The 17,578-nt window shown below is 60.8% G+C and carries 13 protein-coding genes; 10 read left to right on the top strand and 3 right to left on the bottom strand.

Going from position 1 to position 17,578, the window contains the following annotated elements:
- Positions 1–16 precede the first annotated feature (16 nt).
- Positions 17–700, bottom strand: coding sequence for a glutathione S-transferase (locus PHO31112_RS19845; RefSeq protein ID WP_150622303.1), 684 nt, complete (start codon positions 698–700; stop codon positions 17–19).
- Positions 701–847: 147 nt separating this feature from the next.
- On the opposite strand from PHO31112_RS19845, the gene PHO31112_RS19840 reads away from it, so the two are divergent.
- From PHO31112_RS19840 to PHO31112_RS19810, 7 genes are all read left to right on the top strand, one after another.
- Positions 848–1,423, top strand: a complete 576-nt coding sequence (locus PHO31112_RS19840; RefSeq protein WP_150622301.1) for a TetR/AcrR family transcriptional regulator — start codon at positions 848–850, stop codon at positions 1,421–1,423.
- Between the two features lie 527 nt (positions 1,424–1,950).
- Positions 1,951–2,997, top strand: coding sequence for a BMP family protein (locus tag PHO31112_RS19835; RefSeq protein WP_174995798.1), 1,047 nt, complete (start codon positions 1,951–1,953; stop codon positions 2,995–2,997).
- A gap of 2 nt (positions 2,998–2,999) precedes the next feature.
- The gene (locus PHO31112_RS19830; protein ID WP_150622297.1) at positions 3,000–4,580 is read left to right on the top strand and encodes an ABC transporter ATP-binding protein; all 1,581 of its coding nucleotides are present in this window, start codon (positions 3,000–3,002) and stop codon (positions 4,578–4,580) included.
- Between the two features lie 20 nt (positions 4,581–4,600).
- Positions 4,601–5,668 (top strand): ABC transporter permease, encoded by a 1,068-nt coding sequence (locus PHO31112_RS19825; RefSeq protein WP_174995797.1) that lies wholly within the window; start codon positions 4,601–4,603, stop codon positions 5,666–5,668.
- Complete coding sequence (locus tag PHO31112_RS19820) at positions 5,665–6,600, top strand: ABC transporter permease (RefSeq protein WP_150622293.1); 936 nt, start codon at positions 5,665–5,667, stop codon at positions 6,598–6,600. Before PHO31112_RS19825 ends, PHO31112_RS19820 begins: the two co-directional genes overlap by 4 nt.
- 143 nt (positions 6,601–6,743) lie before the next feature.
- Entirely contained in the window at positions 6,744–7,817 is a 1,074-nt protein-coding gene (gene atzD / locus PHO31112_RS19815) for a cyanuric acid amidohydrolase (RefSeq protein ID WP_150622291.1), read from the top strand.
- 13 nt (positions 7,818–7,830) lie between these two features.
- Complete coding sequence (locus PHO31112_RS19810) at positions 7,831–9,240, top strand: amidase (protein ID WP_150622289.1); 1,410 nt, start codon at positions 7,831–7,833, stop codon at positions 9,238–9,240.
- A gap of 43 nt (positions 9,241–9,283) precedes the next feature.
- Here the strand turns inward: PHO31112_RS19810 and PHO31112_RS19805 are convergent, their stop codons facing one another.
- Complete coding sequence (locus tag PHO31112_RS19805) at positions 9,284–10,162, bottom strand: IclR family transcriptional regulator (protein WP_150622286.1); 879 nt, start codon at positions 10,160–10,162, stop codon at positions 9,284–9,286.
- Positions 10,163–10,574: 412 nt separating this feature from the next.
- On the opposite strand from PHO31112_RS19805, the gene PHO31112_RS19800 reads away from it, so the two are divergent.
- On the top strand, positions 10,575–11,885 hold the full coding sequence (locus PHO31112_RS19800) for a hypothetical protein (RefSeq protein WP_150622284.1): 1,311 nt from the start codon (positions 10,575–10,577) through the stop codon (positions 11,883–11,885).
- Between the two features lie 135 nt (positions 11,886–12,020).
- On the opposite strand, the gene PHO31112_RS19795 is transcribed toward PHO31112_RS19800, so the two are convergent.
- Positions 12,021–14,357, bottom strand: a complete 2,337-nt coding sequence (locus PHO31112_RS19795) for a hypothetical protein (RefSeq protein WP_150622282.1) — start codon at positions 14,355–14,357, stop codon at positions 12,021–12,023.
- A 282-nt stretch (positions 14,358–14,639) separates the two neighbouring features.
- On the opposite strand from PHO31112_RS19795, the gene PHO31112_RS19790 reads away from it, so the two are divergent.
- Positions 14,640–16,148 carry an amidase gene (locus PHO31112_RS19790; protein WP_150622279.1) on the top strand — a complete coding sequence of 503 codons (1,509 nt, stop codon included), beginning with the start codon at positions 14,640–14,642 and terminating at the stop codon, positions 16,146–16,148.
- Between the two features lie 49 nt (positions 16,149–16,197).
- The gene (locus tag PHO31112_RS19785) at positions 16,198–17,517 is read left to right on the top strand and encodes an MFS transporter (protein ID WP_150622277.1); all 1,320 of its coding nucleotides are present in this window, start codon (positions 16,198–16,200) and stop codon (positions 17,515–17,517) included.
- Positions 17,518–17,578 lie beyond the last annotated feature (61 nt).

The raw sequence follows: 17,578 nt of genomic DNA, 5'->3' as shown, positions 1-17,578 counted from the left end.
CCGCTCTTGTGTGATTTCAGGCGAACGCCGGCTGGTTTTTGACGCTCGGGCGTTCCAGCATTCTCGTGTACCAAGCAAGAAGGGCTTCGCACTCTGCAGGCACGGACAGCCTCACGATCGACGCAAAGACCAGACCGCCAATGAGGGTGATGTCGGCCATCGAGAAGGCGTCCCCGGCGACAAACATTTGCTTTTTCAGAACGTCATTGAAGTAGCGCATGCCCCTCAGGGCTTTGTCGCGCTGACGACCCCCCCATTCGGAGTTCTGATAGTGTTCGACGTTGGGCCCAAGCCCTGGCGTGGCATGGTGGAAATAGACACTGATGGCATCGAGCACCTCCAACTCGGCGCGCTTACTCATCATGTGGATCACGCCCTTTTCAAGCGGCGTCTTGCCGGTTAGCGTGGGTGCGCCATCGAGCGTATCGAGATATTCGGTAATGGCGGTGCATTCGGCGATGCAGGTTCCGTCGTTGAGTTCGAGGACCGGCAGCGTGCCCGAGTAGTTTTTCTCGGCGATGAATTCGGGTCTTTTGTGCTCCCCCTTGTAAAGATCGACCATCACGAACTCGACGCGCGATTGCAGATTTTTCTCGGCTAGGGCGATACGCACGCGCGTCGGATAAGGTCCCTTGGGAAAATCGTAAATCGTCATGATCGGGAGCGTGGTTACGTCAAAATTCATGGAGCCGGAAGTCATGCTTGCCTCACTGCGTGCTGTGTTACATGGGACCGGACAATATAAGAAGGAAATTGCCCAGGATATCTACCTAACGTTCGTTAGATTAACGATAGCGGCTATACTCTCCTGCGTCAACAGTCATTCCAGTTTGTGGAGGCAGTAGTAGTGAAGAACGACTCAGGCTTGAACTCCAGGGAGCGAATCCTGGTGGCTGCCACAAAGATTGCGCAGGCGCACGGCTACAGCGGCTTGAATTATCGCCAGCTCGCTGAGGATATCGGCATCAAGCCCGCGAGCATCTACCATCACTTCGCAAGCAAGGCAGATCTCGGCGCAGCGGTGGCGAGGCGTTATTGGGAGAAGTCAGCCGCGACCCTGGATGGGCTTTGGGCCGAATCCGCAGATCCGATCGACTGCCTGCGCCACTATCCCGATACCTTTCGCAAGGCGCTTGAGAGTGGCAACCGCATGTGCCTTTGCAGCTTCATGGCCGCGGAATCTGATGACCTGCCGGAAGTGGTGACGAAAGAGGTCCGGACCTTTGCCGATGTGAACGTTGCGTGGCTGAGCCGGGTGCTATCCGCCGCGGCCGTGGTCGGTGCTGAGGATAGCGAACGGCGTGCTCGCGCCATCTTCGCAGCCGTCGCTGGCGCTCAGCTCATTGCCAGGAGCCGCTCGGATATTTCTCTCTATGACGGGCTAATTGAAAGCTATCGCGTTGCGGGTCTTCTGCCGGCATAGCAGTCGCGATGCCGTAACCGGATATTGTCCAAAGGTTCACTTCGCGATTAAAGGACGCGGCCGGCACATGAGGAAACTCGGGGGGCGGCGCTGACGGCAAGCACGGTCTGTACGAGTACACGCACACGCTCTCGCTGCCAGCCCGACGCGGCCGGAGCGGGAAGCATCTTCCCGGCTTCATCGAACGCGCTCAGCGATACGTCGTCATCTTCAGCTCGGTCTCGCAGATACCGGGTCTCCCCATTCCTCGCAAGACGCGGTGTCGCTCAAACACCACGCGCCAATTCGAGCGCGGCCCTCCCCATTTTTCCCATATTACTTTTCCAGTGGCATCCCGGTGGACGGAGATTTCATCCGGGAAACAATGTAAGTAATTGATTGCTATTGGAATTGCGGGCGTGCTTCCGCTCGGTGAAATGACGTCCCGCGACGAATTTTTAGCGACTTATATTGGTCCTGTCGGGTGCATGGATCGCAATCAAAGCGCGCTCGAAAACCGTCAAATTCTCTACACACGGTACATCGCTATGTTCAATAAACAAAATGAAGTGCGTTCCTGTAAAAGCATCGCCCGACGTTTGAGGCAGGCGTTCATCCTGGGGCTTGCCGGGATGGCCGTGGTTTCCGCTTCGGCGTTTGCTGCAGAGAAGGCCGCGATTCTGTTGCCCGGTAGTGTCAACGACCAGAGCTGGAACGCACAGGGTTACGCGGGGGTGAAGCAACTCAAAGCCATGGGTTGGGACGTTGCTTACTCGGAGAACGTCCAGCCTGCGGACATGGCACAGGCCATGCGCGACTACGCTCGTCAGGGGTATCGCCTGGTCATCGGTCATACCGGGCGCTTTCAGTCGGCGGCGCAAGCCGTTGGCCCACGCTTTCCGAAGACGTTGTTCGTCGTGGGGTCCGGCTCGGCCGGGTCTGGAAAAAACGTGACTTCGGTCGACTTCGACAATACACAGTTCGGCTTTCTGGAAGGTGTGCTGGCGGCACGAATGAGCAAGACCGGGAAGATCGGGTCGGTGAACGGCCTCGAGGGCCTGCCTAATGTGGTCGCTCAGGTCGGCGCATTCCGCAAGGGGGCAAAGAGCGTGCGGCCGGACATTCAGGTCAAGGTGATCTATGTCCAGGACATGGAGGACGCCGGCGCGGCCAAGGAAGCGGCACTGTCGCTGATCGCGTGGGGAGCCGACTTTGTCACTGGCAAATTGAATGCGGGTCAGTCAGGAATCATTGCCGCGGCGAAGGAGAAAAATGTCTACGCCGCTGGCCGTTCGGTCGCTGACACGGCGCTCGCACCGAAGAATGTGCTGACGAATATCGTCGAGCAATGGGGCGATATGTACGCCGCCGTTGCCGATTCCGCAACGCACGGCCCGAAGGGCGGGGAATATCGCTTGTACGGCCTGAATAGTAAAGGAAGTACGGGCGCGCAACTCGCTTACCAAACGGGACAGCAATTCAACCCCGTGGTACCGGCCGCCATCTCGCAGGAGCTGGGCGACGTTGAGAAAAAGTTTGCTGACGGTAATCTGAAGATCACCGTGACACCGCAAGACGCGCGCGGCGGACTGTAACGATGACGAGCGTGCAGAGCACGGCGGGCAACCCGCCGTTGCGGCCCATTCTCGAACTGCAGAAGATATGTAAGCGGTTTGGCGCCGTCGTGGCCAATGACAGCGTCGATCTGGTCGTGCCTCGCGGGCGCATCGTTGCACTGCTTGGCGAGAATGGGTCGGGAAAGAGCACGCTGATGAAGCTGGTGTTTGGCATCACCCATCCTGACAGCGGGGTGATTCTATTCAAAGGGCGAGAGCTTGCGGGGCATGACCCGCGTGATGCGATTGCCGCGGGCATCGGCATGATTCATCAGCATTTCATGCTCGTCGAGTCGATGGCCGTCGTGGACAACGTCATGCTCGGATGGCCCGCATCCGGACGCTGGCTACGCCGCGCAAAGATGGCGGAATTGGTCAGGGAGGCCAGTGCCCGCTACGGTCTGGAGCTGAACCCCGAGCGTCTCGTCTCGGACCTCTCTTTCGGCCAGCGTCAGCGTGTCGAGATCGTCAAGGCGATCCTGCGCGGCGCGGATCTGCTTATCCTCGACGAACCCACCTCCAACCTGAGTGCACCTGAGGTGCAGAGCCTCATCAAGATCATGCACGTGCTCAAGGACGAGGGGCGGTCGGTCATTTTCATCACCCACAAACTCGGGGAAGTGATGGACGCTTGCGACGAGGGCATTGTCTTGCGCTCAGGCAGGGTGGCGAGCAGGTTTGACGTAGCCCACACTCATCGATCCGAGCTTGCGCGTCTGATGGTCGATCGCGATATCGACGAGCCGGCGCGCCGTGCCGAATTTGGCAATCGCGAAACCGTGCTTCAGGTTCGCGGACTCACCGTCGCGGACAAGCTCGGCCAACCGCGGATCAACGACGTGAATTTCGAGTTGCGCCGGGGCGAGATTCTGGCGATTGCCGGCATCGATGGAAACGGTCAGACGGAACTCGCCGAGGCGCTCGCCGGACTGCGCCGGGGGCAGAGCGGTTCGATCACGCTCGACGGCGTCGACATCACCGATATGGGCGCACGCGGCCGCCTCGCGGCAGGCATTGCTTATGTGCCAGTCGATCGTGCTCAAACGAGCCTGATTCCTGCAATGACCGTCGAAGACAACCTCGCGATTCGAGATTTCTCCCGAAAACCATTCAGCAAGGGGGCAATGCTTAATCGCAAGGCGTTTCGCCGTCGTGCACAAGAACAGATCGCGGCGTTCCGGATTGCCTGCCCGGGCCCCGAGGGCATTGCCGGCGCGTTGTCCGGCGGCAACCAGCAGAAGATCGTGCTGGCGCGAGAGATAGGGCGAGGGCCACGCGTGCTGATCGCGATGCAGCCGACATGGGGCCTCGATCCCGGGGCGACGAGATTCGTTGTGGACCGGATTCTGGCGCTTCGCGATGCCGGCGCGGCTGTCATCTACATTTCGGCAGAGTTGGAAGAGGTGCTGATGCTGGGAGATCGCATCGGTGTATTGAGTGCGGGGCAATTGAAGGGCGTCGTCGCCCGCGCGCATGTCGATCTGACGCAGATCGGCATGCTGATGTCCGGGGCGGACGAGACGCCGGAGCGTTCGAAAGTCATGGAGGGTTCATTGACGTGATGAACACTGAAGACTCTACGATGGCAATTACCCGGCCAGAATCGCTGATCGACCGTATCTTGCAGCGCCTCACGCTGGCTCGCGCTCTTAGAGACGCGATCCTCGCCGTTCTCCTCGCGTTCGGCGTGACGGCGATCTTCATCATGATGTCGGGGCACAACCCGGCGGTTGCATTCTGGCATATGGCGATCGGCGCCTTTGGATCGGCCGATGCAGTGGCCTTCGCATTGAACAAGAGTGCGCCATACATCCTCGCGGCTGCCGGCATCGCCTTGTGTTTCCGCGCCCGCATCATCAGCATCGGTGCAGAAGGACAGATTGCCGTCGGCGGGATCTTCGCGACATGGGCGGCGTTGCATACCTGCGATCTATCCGGCCCGTTGCCGCTTCTGATGTCACTGCTGAGTGCGGCCATCGGGGGAGCCCTCTGGGCTTTCCTCGCGGCAGCGCTACGGATTTGGCGGGGTGTCAATGAGGTCATCTCGACACTGATGCTCAATTTCGTGGGCCTGCTGCTGGTGGGTGAGGTGCTCAATGGCCCGATGGGCGAGCCAGGGGCCGGGTTCCCCCAATCCCCGGTGGTTCCGGATGGTACGTTCTTGCCGCTGCTGATTTCGAATACCGATCTGACGATTGGCATTCTGCTGGCGATCTTCGCTTGCCTGGCCGTGGCCTTCCTGCTGTGGATGACCCCCTTCGGATTCAGTGCTCGCATGGTCGGTGCGAGTCCGTCGGCCGCTCGCTACTCGGGGGTGTCGCAGACACGTGTCGTCGTCGTTGCGATGTTGATTGCCGGTGGGTTGGCCGGTGTCGCGGGGGCGATCGAAGTGCTCGGCGTGCAATCTCGCCTGATTGAAGGTTTTTCCGTCGGCTTCGGTTTCAAGGGTGTCGCTGTGGCGCTGCTGGCAGGACTCGACCCGCTGGCGGTTATCCCGGCGGGACTGTTCTTTGGCTTCGTCGAGGCCGGCGCCCTTGCAATGCAGAGAGACATCGGTGTGCCGTCGTCACTGGTTTATGTGCTTCAAGGACTGACGATGGTGTTTGTGCTTTGCGCACGCGGGCTGGACCGGAGGCATAAGCGCGTATGAACCTTTTTCTCGACACGAACGTTGCGGCCGGACTGATCGCCTCCACGGTTCGCATTGCCACGCCGCTGATGTTCGCCGCGCTTGGCGCGACACTTTGCGAGGCCGCCGGAACCTTCGGTGTCTGTGTGGAAGGCATGATGTTGATGGGCGCGTTCTCGGGCGCGGTTGTCGAATACCTCAGCGGAAATTACATGGCCGGCCTCTTGTTCAGCGCATTGGGGGGCGCAACCATTGGATTGATCATGACTGTCGTCACCGGCAGGTTCCGAACCGATCACATGGTCACGGGGCTGTCGGTCAATATCCTGGTCGCAGGTGTGACGAGCTTTGCGCTTCGCGCTCTCTTTGGAGGACGTGCACCGAATCTGCAACTTCCTACGCCTGGCCCGGTGTTGATTCCCGGCTTATCGAAGCTGCCCGTCATCGGGCCCGGCCTGTTTCATCAGACATTGCTGACCTATGTCGCCTTTGCCTGCCCCTTCCTGCTTCACCTTCTGATGCGACGCACGCAAACCGGGTTGTTGGTTCGTGCCACGGGCGAAAACCCGTCGGCGGTCTTCGCTGCCGGGTCCAGTCCAGCCGCCGTGCGGGGTTGGGCGCTCATCGCCGCCGGGGCATTTGCCGGTGTGGGCGGCGCGGCGTTGGCGCTGGATCAATTGGGCACCTTCACCGACGGGATGACCAACGGCCGGGGATTCATTGCGCTCGCCGCCGTGTTGATCGGCCGCTGGCGGCCGGTGCCGGTCATGCTCGCCTGTCTGCTGTTCGGAGCGAGCAATGCCGTCGGTCTCAACATGCAGGGTTGGGGGCTGTCGACGAGTTCCTATGTGATCCAGATGGCCCCGTATCTGATGGCGCTCGCCGTCCTGTGTTTCTTCGGCCGCGCGACGCGCATGCCGTCTGCGTTGGGCACGGCGATTGTCCGTCATTGATCGCCCATCGTCAGATGTTGAGAGGCCGCCCGTCTTCACCGTCGATGTCTCCATATCGCTTTGGGAGAGGTTGGGCGGCACATCCGACGTATCCCATATTCCATAATCCGATGAAATTCATATCGATCTCTTAGGAACCTCTGATGAAGATCCATTTGCATAAAATTCCCATGATGTCGCCGAGCGATACGTCGGCCTTGGAACGCCTGATCGATTGCGGCGATATCGATCCGTCCACGATTGTTGCCGTCATTGGCAAAACTGAGGGCAATGGCGGCGCTAACGACTTCACGCGAGGGTTTGCCACGCAATCATTTCAACTGCTGATTGCGAGCAAAATGGGCGTTTCGCGCGACACCATCGCGAGTCGGATTTGCTTTGTATGGTCGGGGGGCACGGAAGGGGTGCTGTCGCCTCACGCCACCATCTTCACGCGAGTCGATGACGACGGCGCTACGAGCTCCAATGGGGCGGCACGACTCGTCCTGGGAGTCACCGTAACCCGAGATCTTCTGCCCGAGGAAATCGGCACGCTCAGGCAAGTCGAGCTGGTTGCGGAAGCGGTACGTGGCGCGATGCTTCAGGCCGGCATTTCGGATGCCAAGGACGTCCACTACGTGCAGGTCAAAGGGCCGTTGCTGACACCGGCCCTCATCGCCGATGCAGACAAGCGCGGCAAGCCGATCGTCACCCGTGACGCGAATGCATCGAAGCCGTATGCGCGGGGCGCAACCGCGCTGGGGGTTGCCGTCGCGCTCGACGAAGTGGATGCCACCGGCGTGTCGAACGAAGCGATTGCGAAACGGCTTGAGCTGTACTCGTCGGTCGCATCGACATCGGCGGGCGGGGAGTTGAGAAATTGCGAGGTACTCCTTTTCGGTAATTCACCACGATCGACGAGCGATTTCTCGATTCGTCATGGTGTGTTGAATGACGTTATCGACGCGAATACTGTCCGGGATCTGATTGGCGATGCGCCACGCGGCGCCGTTGCCGCGATCTTCGCAAAGGCCGACGCGAGTCCGGACGGCCGGATACGCGGATGGAGAACCACGATGCTGACCGACGCCGACATCAACTATGAGCGTCACGCGCGTGCGGCGTTGGGGGCCGTGATCGGATCAGTCACCAGCGACCCCGCGATCTTCGTTTCGGGCGGGACGGAGCATCAATGCGCGCCGGGAAAAATGCCGATTGCCGCCATCGTTCGTCACTAAGTCGGGGATCCCTTTGCCGAAAGACGATCAGTTGTGGACCTATTCCGCCAGCGAACTGGCGACGGGGTTCGGGCGAGGCGAATACACGCCGATCGACGTTCTGGAGAGTGTCATCGTTCGCATGGAGGACATCAATCCACGCATCAACGCGGTGGTTACGACGGATCTTGATGCTGCGCGTATCGCTGCGAAGGCAAGCGCGCAGCGATGGCGCAACGGCTGTCCGTCAGGCGCGCTGGATGGGGTTCCGATGACCGTCAAAGACAATGTCCCCGTGGCGGGAATGCGTGCGACGTGGGGGAGCGAACTTTTCAGTACCTACGTTCCGAGCGAGGATGAGTTGTGCGTGGCGCGTTTGCGTGCGGCGGGAGCCGTCATTGTGGGGAAGACGAATTGCCCCGAACTCACCGTGCAGGGATATACGGACAATGCGATTTTCGGGCTTACCCGGAACCCCTTCGATCTGGATCTGACGCCGGGAGGCTCGAGCGGCGGGGCCGTGGCTGCGGTCGCCGCAGGCATCTGCCCGATTGCGATCGCGACGGACGGCGGAGGGTCGATTCGCCGGCCGGCGTCGTACACGGGACTCGTCGGTATGAAACCCTCGCGGGGCCGGGTTGCCCGTGCGGACGGCTTTGCCGCCATTCTTCATGAATGCGAGGTGGTCGGCCCCATTGCCCGTACCGTAGCGGACGTCCGCCGCGTGATGGAAATCATCGGCCGCCCCCATTTCCGCGATCCGATGTCTGTGCTCCTCGCCGATGATGCTTACGAAGCGGCCCGCCCGAAGCCATGTCGAATTCTCTACTTGCCGGAATTCGGTTCATCGCCGGTCGACCGTCAGATCGCCGATAGCGTGGCACAGGCCGCAGATCTGTTGTCGTCGCTGGGACATCGCGTCGAAGCCGGGGCGGTGCCATTCGACATCGACGCGCTCGGAATGGCATGGACGACCATCAGCCAGACCGGTCTGACGTGGTTGCTGAAGCGTCATTCCTGCGGGGGAAATCGCGTGGGCGCTGATATCCAGGCAATGTACGAGGCGGGTAGCCGCTTACGCGCCGAGCAGTACTACGAGGCATTGGCGATGCTGGCGGAGCTTAAATCCACACTCGCTGAGCTTTACGAAGCCTATGACCTGATCATGTCGCCCTCCGCCGCCGCGATGCCATGGCCCGCCGGCGAAGCGTTCCCCAACATCATCGACGATCAGCCGGTGGGGCCGCGCGGGCACGCGATCTTTACGGGGTTCGTCAACATGTCAGGTTGCGCGGCGATCAATTTGCCGTCGGCACCCAATGCGCGAGGCGTGCCGATCGGCTTTCAGCTCGTCGGGCCGGTGGGCGCCGACAAGCTGCTTTGCGACATCGGCGAGCAATACGAAAGTGCATTTCGTCCGCCACGTATTTGGCCTTTGCGCTAAGTCAGCCTGCCGTTATCGGGTGCCGGTGTCCGGGGCAGGGCCATCAACCGCATGTGACAGTCGACATGCGGGCGGAAATGATGGCCTTGACCTCCGCAGGCAGACGGCCACCAATGGCGGCCGTGACTTCGGCGGCCGCCACCATCACCGATTTGCTCAAACCGTCCAGGCGTTCGAGCGTGACGCGAAGCGTCGGGCCGACTACGGAGATCGCGGCGATGGGCAGCGAGAACTCGTTGAAGACCGGTGCCGCAATGCATCTCAACCCGATAGCCACCTCTTCGTTGTCGACGGCATATCCCGTCTGGCGAATTTCCCGCAGCGCTGAGTGAAGCGCGGTGCCACGATTAATCGATTGCGGAGTGAGACGGGGGAGACCTTGCTGGACCAATTGCGTGACGCGCTCCGGTGGCAACCACGCAAGAATCGACTTTCCCATCGCCGTGTTCGCGAGCGGTGAGCGTTGCCCCGGACGACAGATGGCGCGCATCGTCTGCTTGCTCTCGATCTGATGCAACAGCAGGATTTCATCCTGATCGAGTCCTCCGACATTCACCGTCTCTCCGACGATATCGCGCAGACGCCGCAGCATAGGCGTTGCGATAGCGACCATGTCGCGGCGCTGCATGAACGCCGATCCGACGGCAAAGCACTGCGGGCCGATTCTCCACAGATTTTTCTCCGATTCGAACACCACGAAGCGTCGCTGCTGAAGCGTTGTGAGCAGTCGATGAATCGTCGGGGCAGGCAGGCCGCTACGCTCGGCAAGATCGACGAGCCGGTAGCCGTCGTCATCTTCCGAAAGGATTTCCAGCACGGTGAGCGCTCTCGATAGCGCCTGAACGGAGGACTTATCTTCGCGCAGAATGGGTTCCACCTTGCGTGATGCGTCGTTGCGAGACTTTCCGGGGAGCAGTGCCATACGCGTTATACCGAAAGTTGCCGCGCGCGATCCCGAAGCGCAGGCGGTGACGCGTACGGTCGGTGAGGGGGCGACGAGGTTTGACAGCTATCGGGGAAAGGCAAGCAAACAACGTGCCTTCGTATTTCCGTGAGAAAGCCGTCGATTTGCACCACGGCAGTGGCGTGTGCGTCGCCATCGATCCGTTATAGGGAAAGGGATGCACCACAAGCGCACATGGTGTTGGGCGGCACGTAAAGTCCAACGCTTTTTTTCTCTAACTATATGAAGTGGCGAGATTTTACCGGTGGGCTTCCATCCTGCGAAATGTCGAATGCGTCGTGATTCTGGCTCGTTAATTTACAGCGGGTCCTTTGACAGTTGAACTGCTGACAGAGGGGTCAACAATCACACAGGGCAGACCAACTCAACCATGAATGTCAAATCGGAAGCCACGCATTGCCGCAGCATGTTTCCTTGGCTCGCAACTGCATTGATCGTCGCGCCGACGTTCGTGTCGGCGCAGGTGCTGGAAACATGGCAGCCACCGGAAGCCAGCAGTCTTGCGGGACTCTTCACGGAAGGCCATGTCTCGGGGGATGTGCGCGCGTTCTACTACGGCGCGCACAACGCGTTCTATAACAAGGGACTCAACCAGAACACGATCAATTACGGTGGCGGCCTGACGTTGCAATCGGCGTCGCTCTATGGCATTTCCTTCGGCGTGAGCGCATACGCTTCGCGTTCCTTGCTTCATCCGTCAGACACGTCTCGTGTAGATGGCAGTCTGGGGCCGTCATTCACGACACTCGGCGAGGCCTATGTCCAATACAGGAAGTCGCTATTTACGGCGACGGCGGGGAATCAGTCGTTTGACGTGCCGTTCATCTCACCGTACGACTACCGCATTGCGCCGCAGCTGTTCCAGGGGGTCTTGGGCAGATACGGCACGAAGGACAATTACATCGAGGCCTTCCGGATGTTCCGTTGGAAGTCGTGGACCAGCGACTCGTTCACCGACAGAACGGCTTACAACTCGGACTTCGATGGCGGCTCGACGATTGGCATGAACGGCACGCCGGGTTTTTACGGTGCCGGCGGTGCCGGTAAGCAATCATTTGGCGCTTACGGTGTGGACGGACAGGCGTGGTACGTGAACTACATGAACTATGCGCGAATGTTCTATGCGGACGGCCACGTGTCGCTGAACGAGGGCGTGCTTCAACCGTATGCGGGCATTCAGGTCGCGTATGAGAACGGTGGCGATAGCAATCTTCTGGGGCGAATTCGCAGTCAGGTCTACGGCTTTCAAGTCGGCGTGAAACACAATTCGTTGAATGTCTCGCTGGGCTACGACTACACGAGGCCAGACGCCAACGCCTACCAGAATGGCTCGCTGGTGACGCCCTATGCCCATAACATGTCGTCGGGGCCATTCTTTGCCCAGCCGTTCATCACCAGCACGCAGGATTTGGGCGCTGGCAGGGCTTATGGGCTGTCGATCAGTGGCAAGCCTGTGGACAACCTGACGCTAGGCACCCAGTACTCGTTCATGGATCTCGTGAGCACCCCTGGGGCACCGAGTCTGAATCAATCCGAGTATCTGGTGTACGTCATGTACAACTTTCAGGGAAAGCTGAAGGGCTTCAGTATCGTCGACTTCTTCGCCTATCAGTCGTCGCCGGCCAAGCCCGCAAAGTTCTTCCAGAATCGCTTGCAGCTTCAGTATGCATGGGGCCAATAATGCGTTCGCCCGGCAGACGATAGTTTGCCGGGGCTCCGGTGGGCCGATGCACCGGGACTCAGGCGGGGGTGTGAGGCGGGAAAGTCCCTCGATGCCGGCAGCCGCCCAGACCGGGAAGCCTGGGCGGCTCAGTTATCAAACACCGCATTTGCTCATCATCCCCGCGACTTCCCTTGTAAGCTGTGCTTCCCAGCGTTGCAAGATGTAGACGCACACGGCCGACGAGTGGATGCCTTCGCATGGCCAATTCAGTGGCAGCGTGTCCGTTTTTGCCTTCTGGATGCTGTTGCCGCCACCGTCGGTCTGGTTGGCCGTCTGCGCGGCCTGATTGGCAGCCTCGTCGAGTTCCGCGATGCGTTGGTTGACGGTCGCCATCGTGACGCCTTTGCGACGCATGTCCGCCAGCGTCTCCGGTACGGAGGTTGTGAGAATTTCCTGTCGCGCCCGCGCCAGATCGCTATTTGTGTAGGCCCGCAGGTTCGGCGCCAGATAGCTGAAGTCGCCGCGACATTCCGCAGAGGCGCTCCCGCCTTTCGCAGCACCGGATGTCGCGGCACTTGTCTTGAGCATCACACCGGGCGCTGTCGCCGCGGCATCTGCCCGCACCGCCCGCCGTGCGGGCAATTTGGTCTGAGGTATCTGCACCAGGCTGCCGTCTTGCAGCGTAATCGATGCGTTACGAAGTTCGAGAAAGTCCTCGTCGACGACGCTCAACTGGCCCTTGACGTTCAGCGATGTCATGCCGTCCAGTCGCCGGGCCTGCGCGCCGGGCATCGGCACACCGATCGGCACGCCCTGATAGGTGCCTGAAAAATAACTACCGTCCGCGTTGTAATCGCGCACGGCAACTTCCATCTCGAAGGGCTGTGCGAGTTTCCCGACGCGATTGCGGTACTCGGCCGTCGTTTCGTATTTGTCTTTCTGGAGCGACTTCAGGTACGCGGAGTACGCATCGCCTTTGCCGTTTGCGCTCGATTGCGCGATGCGCGTGATCCGGATCGGTTTGACCTTGTTCCATTCACCTGCCTCGGCCAGCGTGTAGGCCACCGTTGATCCGCGCAGGCGTCCTGCCGGCTGTTGCACCAATTGGCCAGTCTTGCTATCGAACACCTGCGCAAAATCGTCATCGTGGTCATCGCCGTAAGCCGGGTTGCCAACGATCACGTACTGGCTGCCCGGGGCTGTGGGTCGCGCGCTTATGTAGTCGCCGCGTACCTTCGTCGTCACTGTCCTGCGGACTTGCAGCGTATTGGGATCGAGCAGCGTCAACTGCCCCGACTTGCCGTCCATTACCGTCGCGAAATCGCCGTCGCGAAAGAATTGGCCCGGAATATTGAGTGCCTGTAACCGGCAGTTGGGCACGTCGACACTTGCCGGCGGCGTGCTGATGCTGACACGCCCTTGTTTATCGGCGCCGAGCCAGCCGTCGTTGCGTGGCAACTCGCACAGCAACTTGTTGGCGCGCACGTCCCAGACCCTGAACGGCATCGTCTTTTCAGGCTCGCCGCCGTTGAGCCAGGAGACCGCGTAGCGCCCGTCTTCGACGACGACGTACGTCGCTGAGGCGTATTCGCTGCCCTTGCGGCCGTCGCCCGAAAACGACGCCGTTTGCTGGCCGTTGACGTAGACCGATACCTCGTTGCCGCGCTGTACGATGACCTGGAACTTACCGTCTCTCGTCAGGCGAGAGTCGCACCGATTGGCCGACTGTCCGCTGAGATCCATCTGGGTGATCGGTTTGCCGCTGGTGTCGTAGAGTGCGACCTGATGACAGACGTTCGGCGAGAAAGTTTGGTGACTGCCGTAAATGCGGTTTTCATACGCATATACCGACCATCCTTTCGGCCACGACATCAGCGCACGCCCCTGGAGATCGACCAGTTCGACGCCGATGGTCATGCCGGACATGCCAGTGATGAGAAGGGATTGATTCCCTGCGAAAGAGAGGATGACGGACGAATCCGGTTTGGGCAGCGTGTAGACGACACGCTCCGGGCCACCTGCGAATGGCCGCACGACGACCTGATTCGATGTGTTGACGTACGCCAGAAGGCTGCTGTCCTGTGACACGGCCGGTGACATACGGGACATGATGCCCACTTCGCCGCCGCTCGAAGCCGGGTTACGCTCAAGCAGCTTGCGATTGATGACCAGATGGCTTGCCCATTCCGGCGGCGGCGCGAGCGCGGCGAGTTCCTGGGCTGAGGCTTGCGCACGTGCCGTTGCGGCGCGCTGACGCTGATCGTCCTCTTGCCGCTTTTTCTGGGCATCGGCGGCGGCGCGCCGTGCTTGCTCGGCCGCGGCCTGTGCCTGGCGGTTCGCATTGTCACGATCGTTCTGGTCAAGCACCGTCTGCAATTGCTGCAAACTGCGCATGACCGCGCCGACATCGGCTGCCAGCGCGGCGGATGAGCCGAGGGCGAACGTGGCGGCGAGGCCAACGGCATTGGCCGCGATTCGTTTCGTTTTCATTGATATTCTCCTGTCGCATACGCTGCGCGATCACCTTGGCAGCGGACATCTACGCCGAGCGATTATCTCGTCGCGGGACGCCTGCCGTATTCATCCATTTGGAGGATGCGCAGACATAGCGCAGCACGCCCCCACCTGAGCCGGGTGGCATATTAGCAAGCTTCGCCTTGGGTATCGGATCGGATGAGGCCTCTGCGTTTACGCACAAACCCTGATCGGCAAGTGACTTGACAGCGTAAATTTGTCCATCGATGGTATACAGAATACTGAATTGGGTGTTCCATGATGACAAATTCCACGGCCGCCGCGCACGCTCCCGGTGAAGCTTCGGGGTCGACACCATCCGTTGTCAATTGGCATTACGCGACGATTTCCGCGGCTCAGGAGGCCCTGCGACGAGGGGAAACCACGTCGACGGATCTCGTGGCTGCCTGTGAGACCGTCTGGCGCCAGTCCAATCCGCGGCTGAACGCGGTTATCGTGAGCGATTTCGACCAGGCCTATGCGGTGGCGCAGACGCGCGATGCGGAACTGCGTGCGGGCAGGGTTCGAGGCCCTTTGCACGGGGTGCCGTTCACGATCAAGGAGTCGTTCGATGTCAAGGATTGGCCGACCAGCGTCGGCGATCCGGCATTCGCGGACAACATCGCGGTGCGTCACGCCGGCGTTGTTCAGCGATTGACCGACGCCGGGGCTGTCCTGCTCGGCAAAACCAATGTACCGATCTGGCTGCGCGACTGGCAAAGCTACAACGATGTTTACGGTACGACGCGCAATCCGCACGACACCTCGCGCACACCGGGCGGGTCGTCCGGTGGCAGTGCCGCCGCCGTCTGTTCCGGCATGGCTTTCTTCGACGTGGGCTCGGATATCGGTTCATCGGTCCGCAACCCCGCCCATTACTGCGGCATCTTTTCGCACAAGAGCACTCACGGTCTGGTGCCTCTCGACGGTCATGGGCTGCCGGGCGGAATGACGTTCCCCGACATCAACGTTGCCGGGCCACTCGCCCGAAGCGCTAACGACCTTGAGTTGGTGCTCTCAGCCATTGCCGGCCCAACCGCCGACGCTGCCTGTGCCGTCCGTTTCGAGTTGCCTCGGTGCGATGCCAGCGATCTGAGCCAGATCCGCTTCGGCATTCTGCCCAACCATCCGATTGCCGAAGTCGATGCACAAGTGGAGCAGTGCATCGTGGCGCTCGGCAAAGACCTCGAGCGGCGCGGGGCGACCGTAGTGTGGAATGCGCGTCCGTCTCTGGACGCCGGCGACTTGCTGCGCGTCTACACACTGATGCTGCGCGCGGCCACCAGCGGCTATCTCGGAGACGACGCCTTCGCCGCCGCCGTCTCGGCCGCTGCCGAGGTGCCTCAGGATGACAGGCGTTATGCGTCGCTCCAATATGTCGGGGCCGTCATGCGGCATCGCGACTGGCTCAAGCTGCAACCGCTACGCGAGCGCTTTGCCGCCGCCTGGCGCGCGCTATTCGAGCAGGTCGACGTGCTGTTGTGTCCCGTGGCCGCTACGCCGGCGTTCACCTTGAACGAGGCGGGCGCACCGTGGCAACGCACGCTGGACGTCAACGGGCGGGCGCAGCCGCTCACCACACAGATTTTCTGGGCCGGTCACTCCGGCCTGTGCGGCTTGCCCTCGAGCGTCGCCCCGGCAGGGCGCACTGTCGACGGGCTGCCCGTGGGCGTTCAGATCGTGGCGCCGCTGTATCACGACCTGCGCTCGATTCATGTAGCCAGATTGCTGGAAGCCGCCGGCTACGCTTTCGTACCTCCTGCCTGACACCCCGGAAATCCCCACAACACCACGACAACCTAAGGAGGACACCTTCATGTCCTGGCTCAACTCACTGTCGAAAAACGAGAAGCGCGCCTTTGCCGGCACCTTCATCGGCCATACGGTCGACGTCTACGACTTCATGATCTATTCCTTTCTCATCCCGGTGCTGTTGACGACCTGGAGCATGAGCAAGGCGACTGCCGGCAGCATCGTCACCTACACACTGATTGCGTCGCTCGTAGGCGCCATCGGGGCAGGCCTGCTGGCCGACCGCTACGGACGCGTGCGCATTCTTCGCTGGACCATCGCCTTGTTCGCGCTGGCGTGTTTCGCCTGCGGTCTCGCCAACTCGCCAACGCAACTGGCCGTACTGCGAATCATCCAGGGGCTGGGCTTCGGCGGAGAGTCGTCGCTGTGCATGGTGCTCGTGATGGAGACGATTCGTAATCCCGCGCATCGCGGCAAGTTCTCGGGCTTCACCGCCAGCAGCTACTCGTTCGGCTGGGCGCTGGCGGCACTGGCCTATAGTGTGATCTTCAGTTGGTTGCCGCCTGACTGGGCGTGGCGGGTTTGCCTGTTCATCGGTGTGGCGCCTGCACTGATGGTGTTCTGGCTGCGACGCAATCTCGAAGAACCGGAGGCTTTCACGCGCACGCTGGCCGAACGAAGCAAGACGAGCCCGCTCACGACGATCCGCAGCGTATTCAGCGGGCGTCTAGCGGCGCGCACGTTCCTGTGCAGCCTGCTTTCGGGGGGCATGCTCGGCGCCTACTATGCCATCGCGACGTGGATGCCTACCTGGCTCAAGACCGAGCGAGGGCTCTCTGTCACGGGCACCGGCTTGTGGCTGGCGATCACGATCAGCGGATCGATTGTCGGCTACGCCGTAGGTGCGTGGAGCACCGACCGGCTGGGGCGTCGTCCGACGTACATCCTGTTCGCACTCGGGGCGTTCGTCATGAGCATTGCGTACATGCTGATTCCCGCGCCCATGCCCGTCATGATGGTGCTGGGTTTCCTCATGGGCGTGCTGATGCAAGGCACCTTCGCGGGCGTGGCGGCGACAATCTCGGAGACTTATCCGCACGAGATTCGCGCGACCGGCTACGGTGTGGCCTATAACGCAGGCCGCGTCATCGGCTCCGTCTTCCCGTTCATGGCAGGCTGGCTGGCCAGCGGTCACACGACCCTCACACTCGCGATTCCCATCGTTGCGGCCGTCGGGTACGGTTTTGTCATCATCGCAGCCTTGATGTTGCCCGAGACGAACGGTATCGAGCTGGACGCCATCGACCCCGTCAAACCCAGCGCAAACCCGGCACCCGCAGTCGAGCCCCCGATGTCGCACGCCGTTCGCAACGCGGCCGATTGATTTTCCTCGCGCCTCACCGGAGCACCGCATACAGAATTTGTTGTATTGGCATTTTCGTTAA

Origin of the sequence: Pandoraea horticolens (genome assembly GCF_902459555.1) — a bacterium.
In the GTDB taxonomy this organism is placed as follows: Bacteria; Pseudomonadota; Gammaproteobacteria; order Burkholderiales; family Burkholderiaceae; genus Pandoraea; species Pandoraea horticolens.
Note: the sequence above shows the minus strand (reverse complement) of the source record. Positions and strands in the feature narration are given on the sequence as shown.

Coding starts and splice junctions, on each gene's coding strand:
- PHO31112_RS19845 (WP_150622303.1), bottom strand. CDS start 700: ATGACTTCCGGCTCCATGAATTTTGACGTAACCACGCTCCCGATCATG.
- PHO31112_RS19835 (WP_174995798.1), top strand. CDS start 1,951: ATGTTCAATAAACAAAATGAAGTGCGTTCCTGTAAAAGCATCGCCCGA.
- PHO31112_RS19830 (WP_150622297.1), top strand. CDS start 3,000: ATGACGAGCGTGCAGAGCACGGCGGGCAACCCGCCGTTGCGGCCCATT.
- PHO31112_RS19825 (WP_174995797.1), top strand. CDS start 4,601: ATGGCAATTACCCGGCCAGAATCGCTGATCGACCGTATCTTGCAGCGC.
- PHO31112_RS19820 (WP_150622293.1), top strand. CDS start 5,665: ATGAACCTTTTTCTCGACACGAACGTTGCGGCCGGACTGATCGCCTCC.
- atzD (WP_150622291.1), top strand. CDS start 6,744: ATGAAGATCCATTTGCATAAAATTCCCATGATGTCGCCGAGCGATACG.
- PHO31112_RS19805 (WP_150622286.1), bottom strand. CDS start 10,162: ATGGCACTGCTCCCCGGAAAGTCTCGCAACGACGCATCACGCAAGGTG.
- PHO31112_RS19800 (WP_150622284.1), top strand. CDS start 10,575: ATGAATGTCAAATCGGAAGCCACGCATTGCCGCAGCATGTTTCCTTGG.
- PHO31112_RS19795 (WP_150622282.1), bottom strand. CDS start 14,357: ATGAAAACGAAACGAATCGCGGCCAATGCCGTTGGCCTCGCCGCCACG.
- PHO31112_RS19790 (WP_150622279.1), top strand. CDS start 14,640: ATGATGACAAATTCCACGGCCGCCGCGCACGCTCCCGGTGAAGCTTCG.
- PHO31112_RS19785 (WP_150622277.1), top strand. CDS start 16,198: ATGTCCTGGCTCAACTCACTGTCGAAAAACGAGAAGCGCGCCTTTGCC.